The sequence below is a fragment of the Pseudomonas sp. PNPG3 genome, assembly GCF_023093815.1.
In the GTDB taxonomy this organism is placed as follows: domain Bacteria; phylum Pseudomonadota; class Gammaproteobacteria; order Pseudomonadales; family Pseudomonadaceae; genus Aquipseudomonas; species Aquipseudomonas asiatica.
Genome location: NZ_JALLKV010000017.1, coordinates 1 through 23,020 on the forward strand (window position 1 = coordinate 1; position 23,020 = coordinate 23,020).

General features: G+C 62.2%; 25 protein-coding genes. 6 read left to right on the forward strand and 19 right to left on the reverse strand.

From position 1 onward, the window contains the following. Positions 1-88: 88 nt before the first annotated feature. Positions 89-868: a ferredoxin-NADP reductase gene (fpr, locus tag MJ643_RS13385; RefSeq protein ID WP_004375483.1), complete on the reverse strand. Its 780-nt coding sequence runs from the start codon at positions 866-868 to the stop codon at positions 89-91. A gap of 121 nt (positions 869-989) precedes the next feature. Between fpr and finR the strand changes: the two genes are divergently transcribed. Next, entirely contained in the window at positions 990-1,916 is a 927-nt protein-coding gene (finR, locus tag MJ643_RS13390; RefSeq protein WP_004375481.1) for a LysR family transcriptional regulator FinR, read from the forward strand. Here finR and MJ643_RS13395 read toward each other — a convergent pair. From MJ643_RS13395 to MJ643_RS13405, 3 genes are all read right to left on the reverse strand, one after another. Beyond that, positions 1,913-2,278, reverse strand: coding sequence for a diacylglycerol kinase (locus MJ643_RS13395; protein WP_024086403.1), 366 nt, complete (start codon positions 2,276-2,278; stop codon positions 1,913-1,915). The two genes, finR and MJ643_RS13395, sit on opposite strands and share 4 nt — an antisense overlap. A 73-nt stretch (positions 2,279-2,351) precedes the next feature. Next, positions 2,352-3,002 carry a response regulator transcription factor ErdR gene (erdR, locus tag MJ643_RS13400; protein WP_024086402.1) on the reverse strand — a complete coding sequence of 217 codons (651 nt, stop codon included), beginning with the start codon at positions 3,000-3,002 and terminating at the stop codon, positions 2,352-2,354. 78 nt (positions 3,003-3,080) lie between these two features. After that, positions 3,081-3,791: a tRNA-uridine aminocarboxypropyltransferase gene (locus MJ643_RS13405; RefSeq protein WP_013971344.1), complete on the reverse strand. Its 711-nt coding sequence runs from the start codon at positions 3,789-3,791 to the stop codon at positions 3,081-3,083. Between the two features lie 221 nt (positions 3,792-4,012). Between MJ643_RS13405 and MJ643_RS13410 the strand changes: the two genes are divergently transcribed. Next, positions 4,013-4,432, forward strand: a complete 420-nt coding sequence (locus tag MJ643_RS13410; protein WP_013971343.1) for a quorum-sensing-regulated virulence factor family protein — start codon at positions 4,013-4,015, stop codon at positions 4,430-4,432. A gap of 13 nt (positions 4,433-4,445) precedes the next feature. Here MJ643_RS13410 and MJ643_RS13415 read toward each other — a convergent pair whose 3' ends face one another. Then, entirely contained in the window at positions 4,446-4,655 is a 210-nt protein-coding gene (locus MJ643_RS13415; RefSeq protein WP_004375471.1) for a hypothetical protein, read from the reverse strand. Positions 4,656-4,817: 162 nt separating this feature from the next. Here MJ643_RS13415 and MJ643_RS13420 point away from each other — a divergent pair, with 162 nt between their 5' ends. Next, entirely contained in the window at positions 4,818-5,936 is a 1,119-nt protein-coding gene (locus MJ643_RS13420; RefSeq protein ID WP_015269216.1) for an LOG family protein, read from the forward strand. Positions 5,937-5,985: 49 nt separating this feature from the next. Here the strand turns inward: MJ643_RS13420 and recX are convergent, their stop codons facing one another. The 3 genes from recX to MJ643_RS13435 form a co-directional block, all read right to left on the reverse strand. After that, on the reverse strand, positions 5,986-6,456 hold the full coding sequence (recX, locus tag MJ643_RS13425; RefSeq protein ID WP_015269215.1) for a recombination regulator RecX: 471 nt from the start codon (positions 6,454-6,456) through the stop codon (positions 5,986-5,988). A 21-nt stretch (positions 6,457-6,477) separates the two neighbouring features. Further along, the gene (recA, locus tag MJ643_RS13430; RefSeq protein ID WP_015269214.1) at positions 6,478-7,545 is read right to left on the reverse strand and encodes a recombinase RecA; all 1,068 of its coding nucleotides are present in this window, start codon (positions 7,543-7,545) and stop codon (positions 6,478-6,480) included. 103 nt (positions 7,546-7,648) lie between these two features. Next, positions 7,649-8,131 carry a CinA family protein gene (locus tag MJ643_RS13435; protein WP_013971338.1) on the reverse strand — a complete coding sequence of 161 codons (483 nt, stop codon included), beginning with the start codon at positions 8,129-8,131 and terminating at the stop codon, positions 7,649-7,651. A 271-nt stretch (positions 8,132-8,402) separates the two neighbouring features. Between MJ643_RS13435 and mutS the strand changes: the two genes are divergently transcribed. Both mutS and fdxA read left to right on the forward strand, forming a co-directional pair. Continuing rightward, complete coding sequence (gene mutS / locus MJ643_RS13440) at positions 8,403-10,976, forward strand: DNA mismatch repair protein MutS (RefSeq protein ID WP_024086401.1); 2,574 nt, start codon at positions 8,403-8,405, stop codon at positions 10,974-10,976. 140 nt (positions 10,977-11,116) lie between these two features. Next, positions 11,117-11,440: a ferredoxin FdxA gene (fdxA, locus tag MJ643_RS13445; protein WP_004375459.1), complete on the forward strand. Its 324-nt coding sequence runs from the start codon at positions 11,117-11,119 to the stop codon at positions 11,438-11,440. A 617-nt stretch (positions 11,441-12,057) separates the two neighbouring features. Here fdxA and rpoS read toward each other — a convergent pair. From rpoS to MJ643_RS13485, 8 genes are all read right to left on the reverse strand, one after another. Beyond that, on the reverse strand, positions 12,058-13,065 hold the full coding sequence (gene rpoS, locus MJ643_RS13450; RefSeq protein ID WP_013971277.1) for an RNA polymerase sigma factor RpoS: 1,008 nt from the start codon (positions 13,063-13,065) through the stop codon (positions 12,058-12,060). A 108-nt stretch (positions 13,066-13,173) separates the two neighbouring features. Continuing rightward, complete coding sequence (locus MJ643_RS13455; RefSeq protein WP_169774756.1) at positions 13,174-14,031, reverse strand: peptidoglycan DD-metalloendopeptidase family protein; 858 nt, start codon at positions 14,029-14,031, stop codon at positions 13,174-13,176. Positions 14,032-14,248: 217 nt separating this feature from the next. Continuing rightward, entirely contained in the window at positions 14,249-14,887 is a 639-nt protein-coding gene (locus MJ643_RS13460; RefSeq protein ID WP_169774760.1) for a protein-L-isoaspartate(D-aspartate) O-methyltransferase, read from the reverse strand. Positions 14,888-14,922: 35 nt separating this feature from the next. Further along, entirely contained in the window at positions 14,923-15,672 is a 750-nt protein-coding gene (gene surE / locus MJ643_RS13465; RefSeq protein WP_013971274.1) for a 5'/3'-nucleotidase SurE, read from the reverse strand. After that, positions 15,660-16,718 (reverse strand): tRNA pseudouridine(13) synthase TruD, encoded by a 1,059-nt coding sequence (truD, locus tag MJ643_RS13470; RefSeq protein WP_047594811.1) that lies wholly within the window; start codon positions 16,716-16,718, stop codon positions 15,660-15,662. The genes surE and truD overlap by 13 nt, the downstream gene beginning before the upstream one ends. Then, the gene (gene ispF, locus MJ643_RS13475) at positions 16,715-17,188 is read right to left on the reverse strand and encodes a 2-C-methyl-D-erythritol 2,4-cyclodiphosphate synthase (RefSeq protein ID WP_013971272.1); all 474 of its coding nucleotides are present in this window, start codon (positions 17,186-17,188) and stop codon (positions 16,715-16,717) included. The genes truD and ispF overlap by 4 nt, the downstream gene beginning before the upstream one ends. A gap of 176 nt (positions 17,189-17,364) precedes the next feature. Continuing rightward, complete coding sequence (fghA, locus tag MJ643_RS13480; protein WP_013971271.1) at positions 17,365-18,219, reverse strand: S-formylglutathione hydrolase; 855 nt, start codon at positions 18,217-18,219, stop codon at positions 17,365-17,367. An 8-nt stretch (positions 18,220-18,227) separates the two neighbouring features. Further along, a complete protein-coding gene (locus MJ643_RS13485) occupies positions 18,228-19,340 on the reverse strand; it encodes an S-(hydroxymethyl)glutathione dehydrogenase/class III alcohol dehydrogenase (RefSeq protein WP_247726840.1) in 1,113 nt (370 codons plus the stop codon). A 107-nt stretch (positions 19,341-19,447) separates the two neighbouring features. On the opposite strand from MJ643_RS13485, the gene MJ643_RS13490 reads away from it, so the two are divergent. Continuing rightward, positions 19,448-20,344 carry a LysR substrate-binding domain-containing protein gene (locus MJ643_RS13490; RefSeq protein ID WP_013971269.1) on the forward strand — a complete coding sequence of 299 codons (897 nt, stop codon included), beginning with the start codon at positions 19,448-19,450 and terminating at the stop codon, positions 20,342-20,344. 132 nt (positions 20,345-20,476) lie between these two features. Here MJ643_RS13490 and ispD read toward each other — a convergent pair whose 3' ends face one another. From ispD to eno, 3 genes are all read right to left on the reverse strand, one after another. Continuing rightward, entirely contained in the window at positions 20,477-21,184 is a 708-nt protein-coding gene (gene ispD / locus MJ643_RS13495; protein WP_024086399.1) for a 2-C-methyl-D-erythritol 4-phosphate cytidylyltransferase, read from the reverse strand. Next, positions 21,181-21,462: a cell division protein FtsB gene (ftsB, locus tag MJ643_RS13500; protein WP_004375443.1), complete on the reverse strand. Its 282-nt coding sequence runs from the start codon at positions 21,460-21,462 to the stop codon at positions 21,181-21,183. Before ftsB ends, ispD begins: the two co-directional genes overlap by 4 nt. Positions 21,463-21,629: 167 nt before the next feature. Beyond that, positions 21,630-22,919, reverse strand: a complete 1,290-nt coding sequence (eno, locus tag MJ643_RS13505) for a phosphopyruvate hydratase (RefSeq protein WP_013971266.1) — start codon at positions 22,917-22,919, stop codon at positions 21,630-21,632. Between the last annotated feature and the right edge of the window lie 101 nt (positions 22,920-23,020).

The window sequence follows — 23,020 nt, forward strand, 5'->3', positions numbered from 1 at the left end:
TGCGGCCTACGGGCTAAAGCTCAAAGCGTCAGTCTTAACTGACTGGCATTAACCCGAGGGTCGCCTTTCTTTTGCATCAGCCTGCGCCTTACTTCTCGACGAAGGCTCGCTCGATCAGGTAGTCACCCGGCTCGCGCATGCGCGGGGAGATCTTCAGACCGAAGCTGTCCAGCACTTCGCTGGTTTCGTCGAGCATGCTCGGGCTGCCGCAGATCATCGCGCGGTCGTCCTGCGGGTTGATCGGTGGCAGGCCGATGTCGCTGAACAGCTTGCCGCTGCGCATCAGGTCGGTCAGGCGGCCCTGGTTCTCGAACGGTTCACGGGTCACGGTCGGGTAGTAGATCAGCTTGTCGCGAACCGACTCACCGAAGAACTCGTTCTGCGGCAGGTGCTCGGTGATGAACTCGCGGTAGGCCACTTCGTTCACGTAGCGCACGCCGTGCACCAGGATCACTTTCTCGAAGCGCTCGTAGGTTTCCGGGTCCTGGATGACACTCATGAACGGTGCCAGGCCAGTGCCGGTGCTCAGCAGGTACAAATGCTTGCCCGGATTCAGGTCGTCGAGTACCAGGGTACCGGTAGGCTTCTTGCTGATGATGATCTCGTCGCCTTCCTTCAGGTGCTGCAGCTGCGAGGTCAGCGGACCGTCCGGCACCTTGATGCTGAAGAACTCCAGGTGCTCTTCCCAGTTCGGCGAGGCGATGGAATAGGCGCGCATGAGCGGACGGCCGCTTTCTTGTTGCAGGCCGATCATCACGAACTGACCGTTCTCGAAGCGCAGGCCCGGGTCGCGGGTGCACTTGAAGCTGAACAGGGTGTCGTTCCAGTGGTGCACACTGAGGACACGTTCGTGGTTCATGTTGCTCATTTAATGGGGCTCCTGAAGAAAGACGCGGCGCGCGCAAGACGCGCAGTTGCGCGATAGTTTAGGGGCAGCGACAATATCTGTTAACTGGATTATCAAGATATGTGTTATCGGTTATATCGATATGCGATTTACACTTCGTCAACTGCAAGTCTTCGTTGCCGTGGCCCAGCACCAGAGCGTTTCCCGCGCCGCCAGTGTGTTGGCCTTGTCGCAGTCGGCCGCCAGCACCTCGATCACCGAGCTTGAGCGACAGTCCAGCTGCCAGCTGTTCGACCGGGCCGGCAAGCGCCTGAGCCTCAACGCCTTGGGCCAGCAACTGTTGCCGCAGGCAGTGGCCCTGCTCGACCAGGCCAAGGAAATCGAAGACCTGCTCAACGGCAAGTCCGGTTTCGGCTCGCTGGCAGTCGGCGCCACGCTGACCATCGGCAACTACCTGGCCACCCTGCTGATCGGTAGCTTCATGCAGGTGCACCCGGAAAGCCAGGTGAAGCTGCATGTGCAGAACACCGCGCATATCGTGCAACAGGTGGCGCATTACGAAATTGATCTGGGTCTGATCGAAGGCGATTGCAACCACCCGGACCTGGAAGTGCAGCCCTGGGTCGAGGACGAACTTGTGGTGTTCTGCGCGCCACAGCATCCGCTGGCCAAACTGGGACGCGCCGATGTACAGACCTTGTCCCAGGAGGCGTGGATCCTGCGCGAACAGGGCTCAGGCACGCGCCTGACTTTCGACCAGGCCATGCGCCACCACCGCACTAACCTCAACATCCGCCTGGAGCTGGAACACACCGAAGCCATCAAGCGCGCGGTGGAGTCGGGCCTGGGCATCGGCTGCATCTCGCGCCTTGCCCTGCGTGACGCCTTCCGCCGCGGCAGCCTGGTAGCGGTGGAAACCCCGGAGCTGGACCTGATGCGCCAGTTCTACTTCATTTGGCACAAACAGAAGTACCAGACCTCGGCCATGCGCGAATTTCTCGAACTGTGCCGCAACTTCACCGCGGGTTTCACACGCAGTGACGAGATCGTGTTGCCACCGATCGCTTAAAGCAGGATCACACCCCACACCACTGCCACCATGGTCAGTGCCACCAGCTGCGCGGCGCTGCCCATGTCCTTGGCGTTTTTCGACAGCGGGTGGCGCTCCAGCGAAATACGATCGATGGCTGCCTCCACCGCCGAGTTGAATAATTCGACGATCAAGCCCAACAGGCAAACGGCGATCATGATTGCACGCTCTGCACGGCTGACCGGCAGCCAGAAGGCGATCGGGACCAGCAGCACGTTGAGCAGCACCAGTTGGCGGAACGCGGCCTCACCCTTGAAGGCAGCGCGTAGCCCATCCAGCGAATATCCGGCGGCGTTGAAGATACGTTTGAGGCCAGTCTGGCCCTTGAATGGCGATGTCATGTGAGTCACTTCACAGCGGAAAGGCCAGCAGACTAGACCGGCACGGGTAAAAAAAGCGTGAAGCCACGCCCACTCAGCTGCTGGCAACCGATTCAAGTTGTTGCAGCAACAACGCCGCCTGGGTGCGGGTACGCACACCCAGCTTGCGGAAGATTGCCGTCACGTGAGCCTTGATGGTTGCTTCCGACACGTTCAGCTCATAGGCGATCTGCTTGTTCAGCAACCCTTCGCAGACCATGGTCAGCACCCGGAACTGCTGCGGCGTGAGGCTGGCAAGGCCTTCGCTGGCGGCCTTGGCTTCGGCCGAGACATCGACCCTTTCGAACGCCTGCGGCGGCCACCAGACATCACCATCGAGCACCTTGCGCACCGCATCCTGGATCACTTCCAGGGTGCTGGACTTGGGAATGAAGCCACTGGCGCCAAATTCGCGGGACTTGACCACCACTGCAGCCTCTTCCTGCGCCGATACCATCACAACGGGGATCTGTGGGTATTGCCCGCGCAGCAGCACCAGCCCGGAAAAACCATAGGCACCCGGCATGTTCAAGTCCAGCAACACCAGGTCCCAGTTGTCTTTTTCGCTCAGACGGGTTTCCAGTTCGGCAATGCTGGCAACTTCTACCAGGCGTACATCCGGGCCCAGGCCGAGGGTAACGGCCTGGCGCAAGGCGCCACGGAACAGCGGGTGGTCATCGGCAATCAGGATTTCGTAAGTGGCCATCGATCTGGGGATCCTGTTCTGTGTCGGGCACTCGGGTAAGGGTCATTATGAACCAAAGCAGGGGTTGTGCCCCTTGGACTATAGGAAGGTATGCAAACGCTGGTGGGTGTCGTCCTGCTCGTCCAGCGGCAGGCGACGCTTGCCGCTCAGGTAATGCAGGCTGAACACATCCAGGTAGGCGTCCAGCGCCTGCGAGGCCTGGGTATCGCCGGCAAGGTCCAGGCACATGGCCGCGACTTCCGCGGTACAGAAGTGATCATCGCGCTTGGAGCGGCGCAGGCGGTAGCGGGACATCTGCTCGGCCTGCAGGCTCAACACCGGGAAGCGATCAAGGTACGGGCTTTTGCGGAACATCTTGCGCGCTTCGGTCCAGGTGGCATCCAGCAGGATGAACAGCGGACGCTTGCCGGGCTCACGCACTACCTCGCTGACCACTCGCTCCTGGGCAACGAATTCGCCGGGGAAGACGATGTAGGGCTGCCAACGCGGGTCATCCAGCAACGCCAGCAAGCGTTCGTCTACCGAAGTGCGCAGCCAGCCGAAAGCCGAGGTGTCCTCGATCAGGTCGGCAATCAGCCAACCGGTATTGGTGGGCTTGAGCGGCTCGGTGTCATGCATCAGCAGGCACACGCCGGACTCGGCCTGCACCCGGGGCTTCCAGGCGCACAGGCAATGAGTGGCAATGACCCGGCAATCGGGGCAGCGTTCGGCACGTGAACCACGGGCGATGAAGGGCTTGTTGCTGCGAGCCAGGCGTTCGGCGCGCAGGCGCGCTACCGCATGGCTCATGCCGGCAGGCCTCTGGACAGGTTGGGAATGGACACAAGGATGACTCGGAGAAAACTAAGGGCGCCAGTCTACCAGAACAGGGGGCAATTGCTGTGCAGGTGGCGACGCGGTCCTTATAATCGCTGCTTTTACCGTACCCCAGCCTCGCGCCTGCGCGATTTTCAGGGAACGCCGTCGACCTGCGCATGTCAAAGCGCCAGTCATCGAACCAGGAGAGATTCATGCTGCGCCGTATCGTCCCCGCCCTGAGCCTGTTGCTCGCCCTGCCCCTGGCAGCCCAGGCGGCTTCCAAGCAGGAATACGACCTGAACAACATGTTGCAGAAGGTTGCCAAAGAGAGCAGTGTCGGCACCCCGCGAGCCATCAACGAGGACATCCTCGACCAGGGTTACACGGTGGAAGGCAAGGCACTGGTCAACCACCTGAGCGTGCGCCAGGACCATGCCGCGCGCATGCAGGCCAACCCCGAACAGGTCCGCAGCCAGCTGGGTGATAGCGTCTGCCGCAACAGCGGTTTCCGTAACCTGATGTCCAAAGGCGCGGTGATGGTCTACCGCTTCACGGTATACAAGACCAACCAACCGATCATGGACCAGGCGTTCGACAACGCCAGCTGCGTGGCCGGCAACAAGAAGAAGTAACCAGCTCGGATCGCTACGCCTTCTCGTCTTCACGGGCGCACCAGCGCCCCTCAGCGGCATCGGCGCGCATCTCTGCCAGCAGCGCCTGCAGGTAGCGCGACTGGCATTCCAGCCCCGACAGCCTGCGCCGGCACTCGTTCTCCAGGCTCAGGTGATGCATCTGGGCCGCATTCTCCAGCTGCTGGTAAAGCTGCCGGTCAACTTCGATGATCAAGCGATGCATACCGCCACCTCCTGCATCGACACGTTTCGCTTTACCCAGTTAACCAAACCCGCATCCCCCGTGGCTGCATGCCGACGGGCGGCTGTGGCGAACACCCCCGGCAGGATTGGGCGCAAGGGTCTAGATTGAGGTCAGAGGTATAGGTGCAGAAGGAGACGTTGCATGCCTTACCAATCGAGTGAACTGCTGTTCAGCCATTTCCGCGACAACAACATCGACCTGAGCAACATCGACGCACAACTGCAACTGGTGGCACCGAACAGCCCCAACCTGGCGCTGTACCGCGACATGATGCTGACCATCCTGCGCATGGCCCATGACGACACCGACCGCTGGAGCGCCAAGATCACCCTGCAGGCCCTGCGCGAACTGGACCATTCGTTCCGCACCCTGGAACGCTACAAGGACCGCCGCAAGGTGACCGTGTTCGGCTCGGCGCGCACCCCGCTGGAACACCCGATGTACGCCCTGGCCCGCGAACTGGGCGCAACCCTGGCGCGCTCGGACCTGATGGTAATAACCGGTGCCGGCGGCGGCATCATGGCAGCCGCCCACGAAGGCGCCGGCAGCGACCACAGCCTGGGATTCAACATCACCCTACCCTTCGAACAACACGCCAACCCCACGGTAGATGGCACCGACAAGCTGCTGCCGTTCCATTTCTTCTTCATCCGCAAGCTGTTCTTCGTCAAGGAGGCCGATGGCCTGGTGCTGTGCCCGGGTGGTTTCGGCACTTTGGATGAAGCATTGGAGGTGCTGACCCTGATCCAGACCGGCAAGAGCCCGCTGGTACCGGTGGTGCTGCTGGACTCACCAGGTGGCAGCTTCTGGCGCGACTGCCTGGACTTCATCAGCCGCCAACTGGAGGAAAACCGCTACATCTTGCCCAGCGACCTGAAACTGCTGCGCCTGGTGCACAGCGCTGACGAGGCAGTGGAGGAAATCAACCAGTTCTACAGCAACTACCACTCCAGCCGCTGGCTGAAGAGCCAGTTCGTGATCCGCATGCATCACCCGCTCAGCGAAGCGGCGCTGTATGACATCCAGGAAGGCTTTGCCGATTTGCGTTTGAGTGGCAAGTACCACCAGCAACCTGACAGCAGCGCCGAGCACGAAGTGGGCAACTTCAACCACCTGACCCGCTTGTCATTTGCCTTCAATGGCCGGGACCAGGGCAGGCTGCGCGAGCTGGTGGATTTCATCAACCTGCCGGAGAACTGGGCCAAGCCGCAGCCCATGCATACGACGCAGCGGGCCAGGGAGGCGTTGAAGGTCAGTTGATCGTGACACAGGTCCGCTCCGGCAAAGGACTGCAAAACGGCCCCAGCCCTCAGTAATCGTCGCGATCTCGCCCACTGAGCAGCCGGCCGATCATGTCCATGGGGAAACCCCGGTAAGCCAGAAACCGGGTCTGCTGGGCACGGCCGCGGGGATCTTGCGGGCGCTGCCCGGCAAACTTGCGCTGCCATACGTCACGCATGCGCTCGCCCCAGTCCACCTCGCTCTCGCGTAGCGCCTGCTCGATATCAGCACGTGCCAAACCGCGCTGGCCTAGCTCTTCGCGAATACGCGCAGGGCCATAGCCGGAGCTTGAACGGTACCGGATGAAACTTTCGAGGTAGCGGGCTTCGCTAAGCAACCCTTCCTCGGCGAGCCGATCGAGTTCAGGCCCAATCAACTCGTCCGAAGCGCCGCGCTGACGCAACTTGCGCGTCAGCTCGACGCGACCGTGCTCACGTCGCGCAAGCAGGTCCATGGCTGTCCGCCGGATGGCGACGGGGGTGTCGAGTACGGCGGACATGTTCGGCTATCTACCGCGCAATCAATAGCCGGCGTCAGCGTCGGCCATGTCATCGGCATCGGCTTCAGCAGCAGCAGCCTTACCAGCAGCTGCAACAGCACCAGAGGTCAGCAGCTTCTCGCGAATCTGCTTCTCGATCTCGGCGCCAATAGCCGGGTTCTCAGCCAAGTACTTGGCAGCGTTTGCCTTGCCTTGACCGATCTTGTTGCCCTGGTAGGCGTACCAGGCACCGGACTTCTCGACCAGGCCTTGGGAAACACCCAGGTCAATGATCTCGCCGTTACGGTAGATACCCTTGCCGTAGAGGATCTGGAACTCAGCCTGACGGAATGGCGGCGAAACCTTGTTCTTGACGATCTTGACGCGGGTTTCGCTACCGACCACCTCGTCGCCTTCCTTGACCGCACCGGTACGGCGAATATCCAGACGCACCGAGGCGTAGAACTTCAGGGCGTTACCACCGGTGGTGGTTTCCGGGCTGCCGAACATCACACCGATCTTCATACGGATCTGGTTGATGAAGATGACCAGGCAGTTGGCGTTCTTGATGTTACCGGTGATCTTGCGCAGCGCCTGGGACATCAGGCGCGCCTGCAGACCCACGTGCATGTCACCCATCTCGCCTTCGATCTCGGCCTTCGGTACCAGGGCGGCCACGGAGTCGACGATGATCACGTCAACGGCGTTGGAACGCACCAGCATGTCGGTGATTTCCAGGGCCTGTTCGCCGGTGTCCGGCTGCGAAACCAGCAGGTCGTCGACGTTGACGCCCAGCTTGCCGGCGTACTCGGGGTCGAGGGCGTGTTCGGCGTCGACGAAGGCGCAGGTGGCGCCGTTTTTCTGGGCTTCGGCGATGACCGACAGGGTCAGCGTGGTCTTACCCGACGATTCCGGGCCGTAGATCTCCACGATACGGCCTTTTGGCAGGCCGCCGATGCCCAGGGCGATGTCCAGGCCCAGTGAGCCGGTGGAGATGGCAGGGATAGCCTGGCGCTCGTGGTCGCCCATGCGCATGACGGCGCCCTTGCCGAATTGGCGTTCGATCTGACCCAGGGCCGCAGCCAAGGCGCGCTTCTTGTTGTCGTCCATTGAAATCCTCACGTGTTCGACTTGGCCCTGACGGCCGGAATACCTGTATAAGTAGCCAGTATTATTCCACAGGCAGGCGCCCGCGCAAACCCCTGTCGTCGATTTACTCGGCACCAAGCTGTAACAAGCCGTCTAACGCGGCGATCACCGTCTGTCGACGCACCGCCTCGCGGTCGCCGTCGAACTGGCGCCGCTCGCTGAATACATGGTTGCCATCGGCCCAGGCCAGCCACACGGTGCCCACCGGTTTGGCCGGCGAACCACCGTCCGGCCCGGCCACGCCGCTCACCGCCACGGCAAAGCGCGCGCCGCTGGCGGCCTGGGCGCCGCGGACCATGGCTTCGACCACTTCCTGGCTGACCGCGCCAACCTGGCCGAACAACGCTGCGGGCACTCCCAGCTGACGGGTTTTCTGGATGTTGGAATAGGTCACGTACCCAGCCTCGAACCAGGCCGAGCTGCCGGGCACGCGGGTGATGGCCTCGGCGATGCCGCCACCGGTGCAGGATTCGGCGGTGGTCACCTGCGCGTTGAAGCGGCGCAGGTGTTCACCCAGGCGGGTGGCAAGCGTAGTGATCGGGTCCATGTCGGGCTCCTTGGAGGCAGGCTTCTACCCTAGCATCTTGGTGAGGTGGGATGGGCGCCCGCTTCGGTCTCGCACATCACTTGTTCCAGGCCACTACCGGCCACGGCAGGGGCGCCGGGCGGAATATCGCAGGTACAGCCCGCCGGGTAGCCGTGTTAACCTATGCGGCTTGAAAATCCGGTGGGTCTCGGCGTCGCGCATGCAACACAGAACGCCCCAATTTGCCCCACAATATTGAGACCTACTTTCTAAGCCTTTGATGAATAAAGCAATTTCCGATTTTTCCGCACACACCCCAATGATGCAGCAGTACTGGAAGCTGAAGAACCAGCACCCGGACCAGCTGATGTTCTACCGCATGGGCGACTTCTACGAGATCTTCTACGAAGATGCGAAAAAAGCCGCGAAACTGCTGGACATCACCCTGACCGCGCGCGGTCAGTCGGCCGGCCAGTCCATCCCAATGTGCGGGATTCCGTTCCATTCGCTGGAAGGCTACCTGGCCAAGCTGGTCAAGCTCGGCGAATCGGTGGTGATCTGCGAGCAAATTGGCGACCCTGCCACCAGCAAGGGGCCGGTGGAACGTCAGGTTGTGCGCATCATCACCCCGGGTACGGTCAGCGACGAGGCCCTGCTCGACGAGCGTCGCGACAACCTGATTGCCGCGCTGCTCGGGGACGAGCGCCTGTTCGGCCTGGCCGTACTGGACATCACCAGTGGCAACTTCAGCGTGCAGGAGATCAAGGGCTGGGAAAACCTGCTGGCCGAGCTCGAGCGCCTCAACCCGGTCGAGCTGTTGATCCCCGACGACTGGCCGCGCGACCTGCCGGCCGAGAAACGACCGGGCGCCCGTCGCCGTGCGCCATGGGACTTCGACCGCGACTCGGCGCGCAAGGCCCTGTGCCAGCAGTTCGCGACCAAGGACCTCAAGGGCTTTGGCTGCGACAAGCTGACCCTGGCCATCGGTGCCGCCGGTTGCCTGCTGATCTATGCCAAGGAAACCCAGCGCACCGCCCTGCCACACCTGCGCAGCCTGCGCCACGAACGCCTGGACGACACGGTCATTCTCGACGGTGCCAGCCGCCGCAACCTGGAGCTGGACATCAACCTGGCCGGCGGCCGAGACAACACCCTGCAGTCGGTGATCGATCGCTGCCAGACCGCCATGGCCAGCCGTTTGCTGAGCCGCTGGTTGAACCGCCCGTTGCGCGATCTCAAGGTGCTGCAGGCGCGCCAGGACTCGATCCGCTGCCTGCTCGACGGCTACCGCTTCGAGAAGCTGCAGCCGCAGCTCAAGGAAATTGGCGATATCGAGCGGATTCTCGCCCGTATCGGCCTGCGCAATGCCCGCCCACGCGATCTGGCACGCCTGCGCGATGCACTTGGGGCGCTGCCCGAGTTGCAGAATGCCATGGCCGAGCTGGAGGCACCGCACCTGGCGCGTCTGGCCGCCATTACCGGCACCTATCCCGAACTGGCCAGCCTGCTGGAGCGGGCGATCATAGACAACCCGCCGGCGGTGATCCGCGATGGCGGCGTGCTCAAGGCCGGCTATGACAACGAACTGGACGAGTTGCTGGCGATCAGCGAAAACGCCGGCCAATTCCTGATCGATCTGGAAGCGCGGGAAAAGGCCCGTACTGGCCTTGCCAACCTCAAGGTCGGCTACAACCGGGTGCACGGCTACTTCATCGAACTACCGACCAAGCAGGCCGAGCAGGCCCCGGGTGACTACATCCGCCGTCAGACCCTAAAGGGCGCCGAGCGCTTCATCACCCCGGAGCTGAAGGCGTTCGAGGACAAGGCACTGTCGGCCAAGAGCCGCGCCCTGGCACGCGAGAAGATGCTCTACGATGCCCTGCTGGAAACCCTGATCAGCCACCTGGCACCGCTGCAGGACAGCGCCGCCGCCCTGGCCGAACTGGACGTGCTCAGCAACCTGGCCGAACGAGCACTGAATCTCGACCTGAACTGCCCACGCTTCGTAGACGAGCCGTGCCTGCGCATCGAGCAGGGCCGTCACCCAGTGGTGGAACAGGTACTGACCACACCCTTCGTGGCCAACGACCTGGGCTTGGACAACAGCACGCGCATGCTGATCATCACCGGCCCGAACATGGGCGGTAAGTCCACCTACATGCGCCAGACCGCCCTGATCGTGCTGCTGGCGCATATCGGCAGCTTCGTGCCGGCTGCCAGCTGCGAGCTGTCGCTGGTCGACCGCATCTTCACCCGCATCGGCTCCAGCGACGACCTGGCCGGTGGCCGCTCGACCTTCATGGTCGAGATGAGCGAAACCGCCAACATCCTGCACAACGCCACCGACCGCAGCCTGGTGCTGATGGATGAAGTGGGCCGCGGCACCAGTACCTTCGACGGCCTGTCGCTGGCCTGGGCCGCCGCAGAGCGCCTGGCCCAGCTGCGCGCCTACACGCTGTTCGCCACGCACTACTTCGAACTCACCGTGCTGCCGGAAAGCGAGCCACTGGTGGCCAACGTGCACCTGAACGCCACCGAACACAACGAACGCATCGTATTCCTGCACCACGTGCTGCCTGGTCCTGCCAGCCAGAGCTACGGTCTGGCCGTGGCGCAGCTGGCCGGCGTGCCGACGGCCGTCATCCAGCGTGCCCGTGAACACTTGGCGAGGCTGGAAACCACCAGCCTGCCGCATGAACAACCCACGGCCCAAAAGGCCAAGGACGTGCCACAGGTCCCGCACCAAAGCGACCTGTTCGCCAGCCTGCCACACCCGGCCATAGAGAAGCTGGGCAAGCTGCAGCTGGACGAAATGACCCCGCGTCAAGCTATCGAAATGCTATATCAACTAAAGAACCTGTTATAACGGCGCCCACTACAAGCTGGTAGAATCCGCCGCGGTTTGCTGGTGCTGCAGGTTATTAGCCTGGCCTGCAGCCACATACCCGTAAACCGCGCGGCCCTGAGAGGAAGGGCCGCCGCCGTCGCCTGAGGAGAGAATTAGAAATGACCTTCGTCGTCACCGACAACTGCATCAAATGCAAATACACCGACTGCGTGGAAGTCTGTCCGGTGGACTGCTTCTACGAAGGCCCGAACTTCCTGGTCATCCACCCGGACGAGTGCATCGACTGTGCCCTGTGCGAGCCGGAATGCCCAGCGCAAGCCATCTTCTCGGAAGACGAAGTGCCTGCGGGCATGGAAAACTTCATCGAGCTGAACGCCGAACTGGCGGAAATCTGGCCGAACATCACCGAGCGTAAGGACGCCCTGCCGGACGCTGAGGAATGGGATGGCAAGACTGGCAAGATTGCAGATCTGGAGCGCTGATAGCGTCCGGACACTAAAAAGGCCCTTTGGGGCCTTTTTTGTTTTCTGCGGGCAAAAAAAAGGGGCGGTTTGACCCGCCCACATTTTTTCCGTAGTCCCTGCTTGTCCCAAACATCATCCTGATGAAATCGCGTCTTGCGATGTCCCTGGCTTTCCTCCTGAAAGCCTGTGCATGTCCCTGTGCACAGTTCGAATACTAGCGACTTGAGCTTGGCCGGCAACCGCGAAACCTCACAGGGTGTTGCAGGCGACACATCCCCTCACAGCTGAATAAGTCCGGATTTTCAATGAGTTGGGAAAACGCAGGATCTGGATACGACAATGATTTACTGAAGCGTACATAAAAGGCTTACAGAACAAGTAAGCAAAGGCTTACACGCGATGTTATTGGGGTAGCGCAGTACATAATGTCTTGCGGCTGCTTTGCAGCCCTTTCGCGACACAAGGCCGCTCCCACAGGATAGTGGTGAATTCAAAGGCGATGAAATACCTGTGGGAGCGGCCTTGTGTCGCGAAAGGGGCGCAAAGCGCCCCCGCAATTTTGAATGGGACACCTCTGATCGCCACATACAAAAACGCCCCGAAATCATCGGGGCGCTTTGTGTTACAGGCTTCCGCTACTGGAACAACGACTCACTGGACAGCCCGTTCTTCTCGAGAATCTCACGCAAACGCTTGAGCCCCTCGACCTGGATCTGCCGCACCCGTTCGCGGGTCAGGCCAATCTCCAGTCCAACATCTTCCAGGGTGCTGCTTTCATGCCCGCGCAAGCCAAAGCGGCGCACCACCACTTCACGCTGCTTGTCGGTCAACTCGCCCAGCCACTGGTCGATGCTCTGCGACAGGTCATCATCCTGCAGGAGTTCGCATGGGTCGGTCGGGCGGTCGTCGGTCAAGGTATCGAGCAGGGTCTTGTCCGAGTCTGGGCCGAGCGACACATCAACCGAAGACACCCGCTCGTTCAAGCCCAGCATGCGCTTGACCTCGGCGACCGGCTTCTCCAGCAGCGTGGCTATTTCTTCTGGCGAGGGTTCGTGGTCCAGTTTCTGGGTCAACTCGCGCGCAGCGCGCAGGTAGACGTTCAGTTCCTTGACCACGTGGATCGGCAGGCGAATGGTGCGGGTCTGGTTCATGATCGCCCGTTCGATGGTCTGGCGAATCCACCAGGTCGCATAAGTCGAGAACCGGAAACCACGCTCCGGGTCGAACTTCTCGACCGCACGGATCAGCCCAAGGTTGCCCTCCTCGATCAGGTCGAGCAGCGACAGGCCGCGGTTCACGTAACGACGGGCAATTTTTACAACCAGGCGCAGGTTGCTTTCGATCATGCGCTTGCGGCCGGCAGGGTCGCCCTTTTGCGACAGGCGCGCAAAGTGCACTTCCTCTTCCGGCGAAAGCAGGGGCGAGAATCCTATCTCGTTGAGATACAACTGGGTGGCATCGAGCGCCCGGCTGTAATCGATGTACTTGTGTTGCTTGAGCGAAGAGCCCGACTTGGCCCTCGTCCGAACCGAAGATACAGCAGGTTCGTCTGACACCACATCCGTTTCCAAAACGATACCCGTCTCCATCAGAAGCAGGTCATCGTCGATGTCAAACTCCGGCACTTCTTTACTGAGAGCCATTGTTATAGTCCTTTGCTGAGTTCGAACTCAGACTCGAGCGGCACCTATCTCCTTGGCAGCGCTGGAGCCTGTCCCCTCTACATCACAGGAACAGGCCGGGTACAACGGTCAACGACGTGGCAGGAACTGGAGCGGATCGACGGGTTTGCCCTGGCGGCGAATCTCGAAATGCAGCTTCACCCGATCTGTGCCCGTGGACCCCATTTCAGCAATCGACTGCCCTGCCTTGACCTGCTGCCCCTCCCGAACCAACAGCCTGCGGTTATGGCCGTAGGCACTGACGTAGGTATCGCTGTGCTTGATGATGATCAGTTCGCCGTAGCCCCTCAAGCCACTCCCGGCGTACACCACTGCACCATCAGACGCAGCAAAAACAGGCTGTCCCAAATCACCGGCGATATCAATGCCTTTATTCAAACTACCGTTTGAAGCGAATTTTCCAATCAGCACGCCGTTGGCGGGCCAGGTCCAGCCACCTACCGCACGCTCCGCGGCAGGCACCGTGGCGACCACCGGGGCGGTGCTGGAGGCTGCCGGCGTGGCCGGTTTGCTGGTGTTGCCAGGAGGTGTGCTGGTGCTTCCCACAGGCCGCCGGATGACCGTGGTCTTGCTCGACGACGACGGGCTGGACACCACCGTGGTGCTGCCGGTAGAGCCGCTGCTGAAACGAATCGCTTGCCCCGGGCGAATGGTGTAAGGCGCCGCGATACCGTTGCGCGCAGCCAGCTCCTTGTAGTCCCAGCCGTAACGGAAGGCGATGGAGAACAGCGTATCGCCAGGTTTGACGATGTACTGCCCGGTGGTTACTGCCGGGCGCTTGGGCACGGTGTTGTTGCGGTCGACCACCCGCGCGCTGTTGCTGCTGGTGCTCGAGCAACCTACCAGTAGCGTGCCCATGGCCAGTGCAATCACCAGAAGCGTGAAACCCGACCCGTCCTTGCGCTGCCGAATGACTGTGTGACCCACCCGCGCTCCCCTCATGGTGCCGAAAACGAAATGACAACAAATGCAATATTATTGCAATTATAACCAAGCCCGCCCGCATTGGCAGGGTTGGTGAAAGACTGCTGCAAAGCCTTGCGACACGCTGTGCGCTAGCGCTTCACCCCGCCAGATAGACAGGGCGTTGCAGCAAGAATTCGGTGCTGGCGCAAAAATATCGCGCGACTCGAACCAGCAGTGTTCAGGCCAGCGGGCCGTTGAGCAGCGGTACGAAGCGCACGGCCCCCAGCAAGCGGCGGGAGAATCCATGCTCCTCGCGCACGATCAGCATCAGCTGCTGGGTTTCGCCGGCTGGGCCCACCGGAATCACCATACGACCACCCGGCGCAAGCTGGTCGAGCAGTGCCTGCGGCACTTCCGGCGCTACGGCGGTGACGATGATGCCGTTGTACGGCGCCAGCGCCGGCCAGCCTTCGCAACCATCCCCCCAGCGGAACACCACGTTGCGCAGGTTCAGTTCCACCAGGCGCTCCTTGGCCCGGTCCTGCAACACCTTGATGCGTTCCACCGAGAACACCCGCTCGACCAACTGAGCCAGGATTGCCGTCTGGTAGCCCGAGCCGGTGCCGATCTCCAGCACCTTGTCCAGCGGCCCCGCCTCGAGCAGCAGTTCACTCATGTGGGCAACCATGAACGGTTGCGAGATCGTCTGGTTGTGGCCGATCGGCAGCGCGGTGTCTTCGTAGGCGCGATGCGCCAGCGCCTCGTCGACGAACAGGTGGCGCGGGGTACGACGGATGACGTCGAGCACCTTGGTGTTCGAAACGCCCTCCTCGCACAGGCGCTGGATCAGCCGCTCCCGGGTGCGCTGGGAGGTCATGCCGATGCCACGCCGCAGCATATCGTCCTCGCGCATCAGAGCAGGCCCTCCAGCCAACCGTCGAGCTGCTCGAAGGCATCACTGAAGGTGCGGTCGAGCTGCAGCGGAGTGATCGATACATAGCCTTGCATCACCGCGTGGAAGTCGGTCCCCGGGCCACCGTCCTCGGCATCCCCGGCGACAGCGATCCAGTAGCCTTCCTTGCCGCGTGGGTTGACCACCTTGGTCGGCGCCGCCGCCCGCGCCCGGTGACCGAGGCGGGTGAGCTGGATGCCACGAATGTGCTCCAGCGGCAGGTTGGGGATATTGACGTTGAGCACGGTCCGCGGTGGCAAAGCCAGGCGCGACTGAGCCTCGACCAGGCGGCGGGCGATGTGGGCCGCGGTGGGCAGGTTGTCCGGCTGGCGCGACAACAGCGAAAACGCCAGCGAGGTACCGCCGAGGAAACGGCCTTCCAACGCGGCCGCGACCGTGCCCGAATAGAGCACGTCGTCACCCAGGTTGGCACCGAGGTTGATCCCCGACACAACCATGTCCGGCGCCTGTGGCAACAGCCCATTGAGCCCCAGATGCACGCAGTCGGTCGGCGTGCCGTTGAGGCTGATGAAGCCATTGGCCAAGGTCTGCGGGTGCAGTGGCCGGTCCAGCGTCAGCGAACTGCTGGCGCCGCTCTTGTCTTGATCCGGGGCAATAACCACGCACTCGGCGTAATCCACCAGCGCAGCATGCAGCGCGGCGATGCCGGGTGCGGTAACACCGTCGTCGTTCGAAATCAGAATACGCATGAGCTGTCCGTCTGCCCCGCCGACACCAGATCCACGATTTCGCGCACCACCACGGTGGCGAAACATCCGGCCGGAAGGACGAATTCCAGTTGCAGGATATCAGGCTCGGGATAATGCCACGTAAGACCGCCAATAGGGAGCCGCAGAATGCGTCGTTCGTGATCCATGCCCGCCAGGGCCAGCCACTGGCAAAGTGCCGGCTGCCGTGCGGCGATCGCATCCTCTTGTTGCGCAGTACTCTCCGTAGCCGGCGAATCGCCTGCCCCCCACAGCGGGCCGGTCGGATGCAGGTCAAGAATCGCCAGCCGAGGATCGGAACATTCCGACTCCCCAGCAGGAAAGAAGCTACGACTCGTGGTGAACGCCAACAGGTCGCCCACCTGCGCACGCGCCCAGCTGCCGTCGGCAACACGGGCTGCCAGCACCTGGTTGAACAGGTAGCTGCGCCCGGCCGAGAGCAACCGCGAACGCACGTTGCGCTGTTCGGGCAGGGCATTGCGTGCGGCCCAATCAAGAGCGTCGTGAACGTTGCCGCCACCGTGGCCGAAGCGCTGGGTGCCGAAATAATTCGGCACACCGTACTGCTTGAGCTGTTCCAGGCGCGCATCCACCGCTTGGTGATCGGCAGCCAGGGCAGTCAGGCGCAGCGTGAAGCCATTGGCCGAATGCGCACCGCGCTGCAGCTTGCGCTGGTGGCGCACCTGCTTGAGCACACGCAGGCTGGCATCCTCGGCACGCGACAGGTCCGGGTCGGCCTTGCCGGGCAGGTGCAGGCTGAACCACTGGCGGGTCAGGGCCTGGCGGTCCTTGAGGCCGGCGTAGCTGATCGTGCGCACCGGCACCCCTGCGGCACGGGCCAGGCGGCGGGCCGCCTCCTCGGTGTTCAGGTCACGCTTTTCGACCCACAGCCACAAGTGCTCGCCCTGTCCCGACAGCGGGATGTCCAGCACTTCGTCGACTTGGAAATCTTCGGCCACTGCCTTGAGAACGGCGGTACCCAGTGGTTCGCCCGATGCACGCGGGCCCAACAGTTCCAGTTCGGTCATGCTGGCAGCAACAGGGCTACCGAATGCACGGCGATGCCCTCCTCGCGGCCGGTGAAGCCGAGCTTCTCGGTGGTGGTAGCCTTGACATTGACCTGGTCGAGTTCGACCTGCAGGTCTTCGGCGATCAGTTTGCGCATGGTTTCGATGTGCGGTGCCATCTTCGGCGCCTGGGCGACGATGGTGGCGTCGATGTTGCCGACCTTCCAGCCCTTGGCCTGGACGATGCCGACCACATGGCGCAGCAGAACACGGCTGTTGGCGCCTTTGAACTGCGGGTCGGTGTCGGGGAAATGCTTGCCGATGTCACCCAGCGCTGCCGCGCCAAGCAAGGCATCGCTCAGGGCGTGCAGCAGCACGTCGCCATCGGAGTGGGCCAGGAGGCCGTATTTGTGGGGAATACGCACCCCGCCCAGGGTAATGAAATCACCGTCGCAGAAACGGTGCACATCGTAGCCGTGGCCAATACGCATAGAAAAACGCCCTGAATGAGTCAGGGCGTGATTCTACCTGCTTTTGAGGCATTGGGGCTGCTTCGCAGCCCATCGCCGGCATGCCAGCTCCCACAGGTATGGCACAGGGCCCGAGGGCCATGCAGTCGAGGTGGGAGCTGGCTTGCCAGCGATGAAGCAAGCACCACAGCTACGCCTTACACCCGCCCCAAGGCCACCGCATGATGACGCAGGTGCTCCTCGATGAAGCTGGCGATGAAGTAGTAGCTGTGGTCATAGCCAGGCTGCAGGCGCAGGGTCAGTTCATGCCCACCTTTGCGTGCCGCCTGCTCCAAGGCTTCAGGCTTGAGCTGCTTCTCGAGGAAGTCGTCGCGGTCGCCCTGGTCCACCAGCAACGGCGGGCATTCGCCGGCCGGAGCCTCGGCCAGCAGCACGCTGGCATCCCACTCGCGCCAGCGCGCCCGGTCTTCACCCAGGTAGCGGCTGAAGGCTTTCTCGCCCCACGGGCAATCCATCGGGTTGCTGATCGGCGAGAACGCCGACACCGAGCGGTAGCGCCCCGGGTTGCGCAAGGCGCACACCAGCGCGCCATGCCCACCCATGGAGTGGCCACTGATGCTGCGCTCGCCCGAAGCCGGGAAGTGCGCCTCGATCAACGCGGGCAATTCCTCCACCACATAGTCGTGCATGCGGTAGTGCTGGGCCCAGGGCTGCTGAGTGGCATTGAGGTAGAACCCGGCACCCAGGCCGAAGTCCCAGGCACCGTCCGGGTCGCTCGGCACCTGCTCACCACGCGGGCTGGTGTCGGGGGCTACGATGATCAACCCAAGCTCCGCAGCCAGGCGCTGGGCGCCGGCTTTCTGCATGAAGTTCTCGTCGGTGCAGGTGAGGCCGCTGAGCCAGTACAGCACCGGCAGCTTCTCGCCCTGTTCGGCCTGCGGCGGCAGGTAGACGGCGAACACCATGTCGCAACCCAGCACCTTGGAGTGATGCCGGTAACGCTTGTGCCAGCCGCCGAAGCTCTTCTGGCAGGAGATGTTATCCAGGCTCATGGCAAACCTCAGAAGTGGATGACGCTGCGGATGCTCTTGCCTTCATGCATCAGGTCGAAGGCCTTGTTGATGTCTTCCAGGCCCATGGTGTGGGTGATGAAGGTATCCAGCGGGATCTCGCCCTTCTCGGACATTTCCACGTAGCTCGGCAGCTCGCTACGACCACGCACGCCACCGAACGCCGAACCACGCCATACGCGACCGGTAACCAGCTGGAACGGACGGGTGGCGATTTCCTGGCCGGCACCGGCCACGCCGATGATCACCGACTCACCCCAGGCCTTGTGGCAGCATTCCAGCGCAGCACGCATCAGCTGCACGTTGCCGATGCACTCGAACGAGAAGTCCACGCCGCCGTCGGTGAGATCGACGATCACTTCCTGGATCGGGCGGTCGTAGTCTTTCGGGTTGATGCAGTCGGTAGCACCCAGCTGACGGGCGATCTCGAACTTGGCCGGGTTGATATCGATGGCAATGATGCGCGACGCCTTGGCCTTGACCGCACCGATCACTGCCGACAGGCCGATGCCGCCCAGACCGAAGATGGCCACGGTGTCACCCGCCTTGACCTTGGCGGTGTTGAGCACCGCGCCGATACCGGTGGTGACGCCGCAACCCAGCAGGCAGACCTTTTCCAGCGGCGCTTCTTTCTGGATCTTGGCCACGGAGATTTCCGGCAGCACGGTGTACTCGGAGAAGGTCGAGGTACCCATGTAGTGGAACAGTTGCTGGCCTTTGTAGGAGAAGCGCGTGGTGCCGTCCGGCATCAGGCCCTTGCCTTGGGTGGCGCGGATGGCCTGGCAAAGGTTGGTCTTGCCCGAGAGGCAGAACTTGCACTTGCCGCATTCCGGGGTGTACAGCGGAATGACGTGGTCACCGACGGCGACCGAGGTGACGCCCTCGCCTACCGCCTCGACGATCGCGCCACCTTCGTGACCGAGGATCGACGGGAAGATGCCCTCCGGGTCGGCGCCCGACAGGGTGTAGGCGTCGGTGTGGCAGACACCGCTGGCGACCACGCGCAGCAGCACTTCACCGGCCTTGGGCATGGCCACGTCGACTTCGACGATTTCCAGGGGTTTCTTAGCTTCGAAAGCTACAGCAGCACGGGACTTGATCATCAAAGGTCTCCAGACAGAGTGTCGATTCAGTCTGGCAGTGTAATTCACCGCTTTTTGATGAATAATCAGGCCAAAGACAAAACATTATTGCCATACAGGGATAATCAATGAGCAGCCGCTGGGAAGGCATCGACGAGTTCGTCGCCGTGGCCGAGTCGGGCCAGTTCACCGCGGCCGCAGAGCGTCTGGGGGTTTCCTCGTCGCACATCAGCCGGCAGATCGCCCGACTGGAGGAACGGCTGCAGACGCGCCTGCTGTACCGCAGCACCCGGCGGGTGACCCTGAGCGAGGCCGGGCAGACGTTCCTGCAGCACTGCCAGCGCTTGCAGGATGGCCGCGAGGAAGCCCTGCGCGCCATGGGCGATCTGGCCAGCGAGCCCAAGGGGCTGCTGCGCATGACCTGCGCGGTGGCCTACGGCGAGCGTTTCATCGTGCCGCTGGTGACGCGGTTCATGGCGCTGTACCCGCAGCTGCGGGTGGAAGTGGAACTGAGCAACCATACCCTCGACCTGGTGCATGAAGGCATGGACCTGGCCATCCGCCTGGGCCGGCTGGCCGACTCGCGATTGGTGGCAACCCGCCTGGCGCCCCGGCGCATGTACCTGTGTGCTTCGCCGGACTACCTGGAACGTTATGGTCGGCCGCACAGCCTGTCGGAACTGGCGCGGCACAACTGCCTGGTAGGCAGTTCGGATTTGTGGGCGCTACAGCAGGACGGCCGCGAGATCAGCCAGCGAGTCCAGGGCAACTGGCGTTGCAACAGCGGGCAGGCGGTGCTGGACGCAGCGCTGCAGGGGATGGGGTTGTGCCAGTTGCCGGATTACTACGTGCTGGAGCACTTGAACAGTGGTGCGCTGGTGTCGTTGCTTGAGGCGCACCAGCCACCGAATACCGCGGTGTGGGCGCTGTATCCGCAGCAGCGGCACCTGTCGCCGAAGGTACGGCGGCTGGTGGATTACCTGAAAGAAGGGTTGGCGGGGTTGCCGGAGTATCGCTTGAACTGAAACCTTGTGCTGGCTGCTCTGGCCTCTTCGCGGGTAAACCCGCTCCCACAGGTACAGCGCAAACCTGAAGGGATGTGCGATACCTGTGGGAGCGGGTTTACCCGCGAAGAGGCCGGCACAGGAGCAAGAAATTCAGCGGCGCCCTGCCCAACGCTGGCGCAACCACTCCAGATCTTCCGGCCGGGTCACCTTGATGTTGTCGCTGCGCCCTTCGACCAGCCGCGGCGCCTGGCCGGACCACTCGATGGCAGAGGACTCGTCGGTCACCAGCACATCCGACACAAGACACTCGGCCAGCGCCTGATGCAACGCCCCAAGGCGGAACATCTGCGGTGTATAGGCCTGCCAGATGGTACTGCGGTCTACGGTAGCGCCCACCCGGCCATCAGCATCGGCCCGCTTGAGGGTATCGCGCGCCGGCACCGCCAGCAGGCCACCCACCGGGTCGTCCGCCAGCTCCGACAATAGCTTGTCCAGATCGCTGCGCGCCAGGTTCGGTCGTGCAGCATCGTGTACCAGCACCCAATCACTGTCCGCAGCCCCGTGAGCATGCAGCACCAGCAAGGCATTGAGCACCGAGTCGGCACGCTCTCGACCACCCGCGGCACGCTGGATGCGCGGGTCGCTGGCGCAGCGCAGGCGAGGCCAGTACGGGTCATCTTCGGCAATGCTGACCACCACGCCCTTGAGCATCGGGTGGCCAAGAAAACAGTCGAGGCTGTGCTCGATAATGGTTTGCCCGGCCAGCTCCAGGTACTGCTTGGGGCGGTCGGCAGCCATGCGGGCACCTACGCCCGCAGCAGGAATCACGGCCCAGAAGGCCGGTAAGGTTTCGATCATTTCTGTGGCAACTGGAAGAGGGTTTCGCCCTCTTTGACCATTCCCAATTCGTGGCGAGCCCGCTCTTCAACGGTCTCCATGCCTTTTTTCAGCTCCAGCACTTCGGCATCGAGCACGCGATTGCGCTCGAGCAAGCGCTCGTTTTCGGCATGCTGCTCAGCAATCTGCTGCTTCAGCTCGGTCACTTGCGCCAGGCTGCCATTACCCACCCACAGGCGGTACTGCAGGCCACCCAGCAGCAGGAGCAGGACGAGGAACAACCAATAGGGACTGCGCATCACGTTATCCAGGTTAAAAAGGCTGCCGGGTATTTTTACTTCCGGGCCTCGAATAGCACGAAGCCTGGCCGAGGCCAGGCTTCGTCGACAGAAACCCGTTGAAATGTAGGAAAGTTCAGTACGAACGTTCCCACAACTCCGGCTGCTGTCTTTTTACCATCTCTTGCTTAACCGCGAAACTCGGCACGACCGCGGTAAACCGCTTTGGCACCCAGTTGCTCTTCGATGCGCAGCAGTTGGTTGTACTTGGAAACGCGGTCGGAACGGCACAGCGAGCCAGTCTTGATCTGGCCGGCAGCAGTACCCACGGCCAGGTCGGCAATGGTCGAGTCTTCGGTTTCACCGGAGCGGTGCGAAATCACTGCGGTGTAGCCAGCAGCCTTGGCCATCTGGATGGCTTCCAGGGTTTCGGTCAGCGAACCGATCTGGTTGAACTTGATCAGGATCGAGTTACCGATGCCCTTCTCGATGCCTTCCTTGAGGATCTTGGTGTTGGTCACGAACAGGTCGTCGCCAACCAGCTGCACCTTGGCACCGATCTTGTCGGTGAGGATCTTCCAGCCAGCCCAGTCGGACTCGTCCAGGCCGTCTTCGATCGAGATGATCGGGAAGCGCTCGGTCAGGCCTTTCAGGTACTCGGCAAAGCCTTCAGCGTCGAACGACTTGCCTTCGCCGGACAGGTTGTACTTGCCGTCTTCGTAGAACTCGGAAGCCGCGCAGTCCAAGGCCAGGGTCACGTCGGTGCCCAGCTTGTAGCCGGCTTTCTCAACGGCTTCGGCGATGGCGCCCAGAGCGTCTTCGTTGGAAGCCAGGTTAGGGGCGAAACCACCTTCGTCACCAACGGCGGTGTTCAGGCCACGGGCCTTGAGCACGGCTTTGAGGTGGTGGAAGATTTCGGTACCCATGCGCAGGCCGTCGGAGAAGGTCTTGGCGCCAACCGGCTGTACCATGAACTCCTGGATGTCGACGTTGTTGTCGGCGTGCTCGCCACCGTTGATGATGTTCATCATCGGTACCGGCATCGAGTACTGGCCAGGGGTGCCGTTCAGGTTGGCGATGTGCGCGTACAGCGGCAGGTCCTGGTCCTGGGCAGCGGCCTTGGCGGCAGCCAGGGAAACGGCCAGGATGGCATTGGCGCCCAGCTTGGCCTTGTTCTCGGTACCGTCCAGCTCGATCATGGCGCGGTCCAGGGCCTTCTGGTCGGCAGGGTCCTTGCCCAGCAGCAGGTCACGAATCGGGCCATTGATGTTGGCAACAGCCTTCAGCACGCCCTTGCCCAGGTAACGGCTCTTGTCGCCATCACGCAGCTCCAGCGCTTCGCGCGAGCCAGTGGAAGCACCGGACGGCGCGCAGGCGCTGCCGATGATGCCGTTGTCGAGCAGTACATCGGCTTCCACGGTGGGGTTGCCACGCGAATCGAGAACTTCACGACCTTTGATGTCGACGATTTTTGCCATTGTTGTAAGCACTCCAGAATTGACGAAAACAACTTAGCTTAGGAAATTCCAGCCGTTCACCGGGCGGACTTGCAGTGGGCAGGCCGGGTGAAGGGAACCCC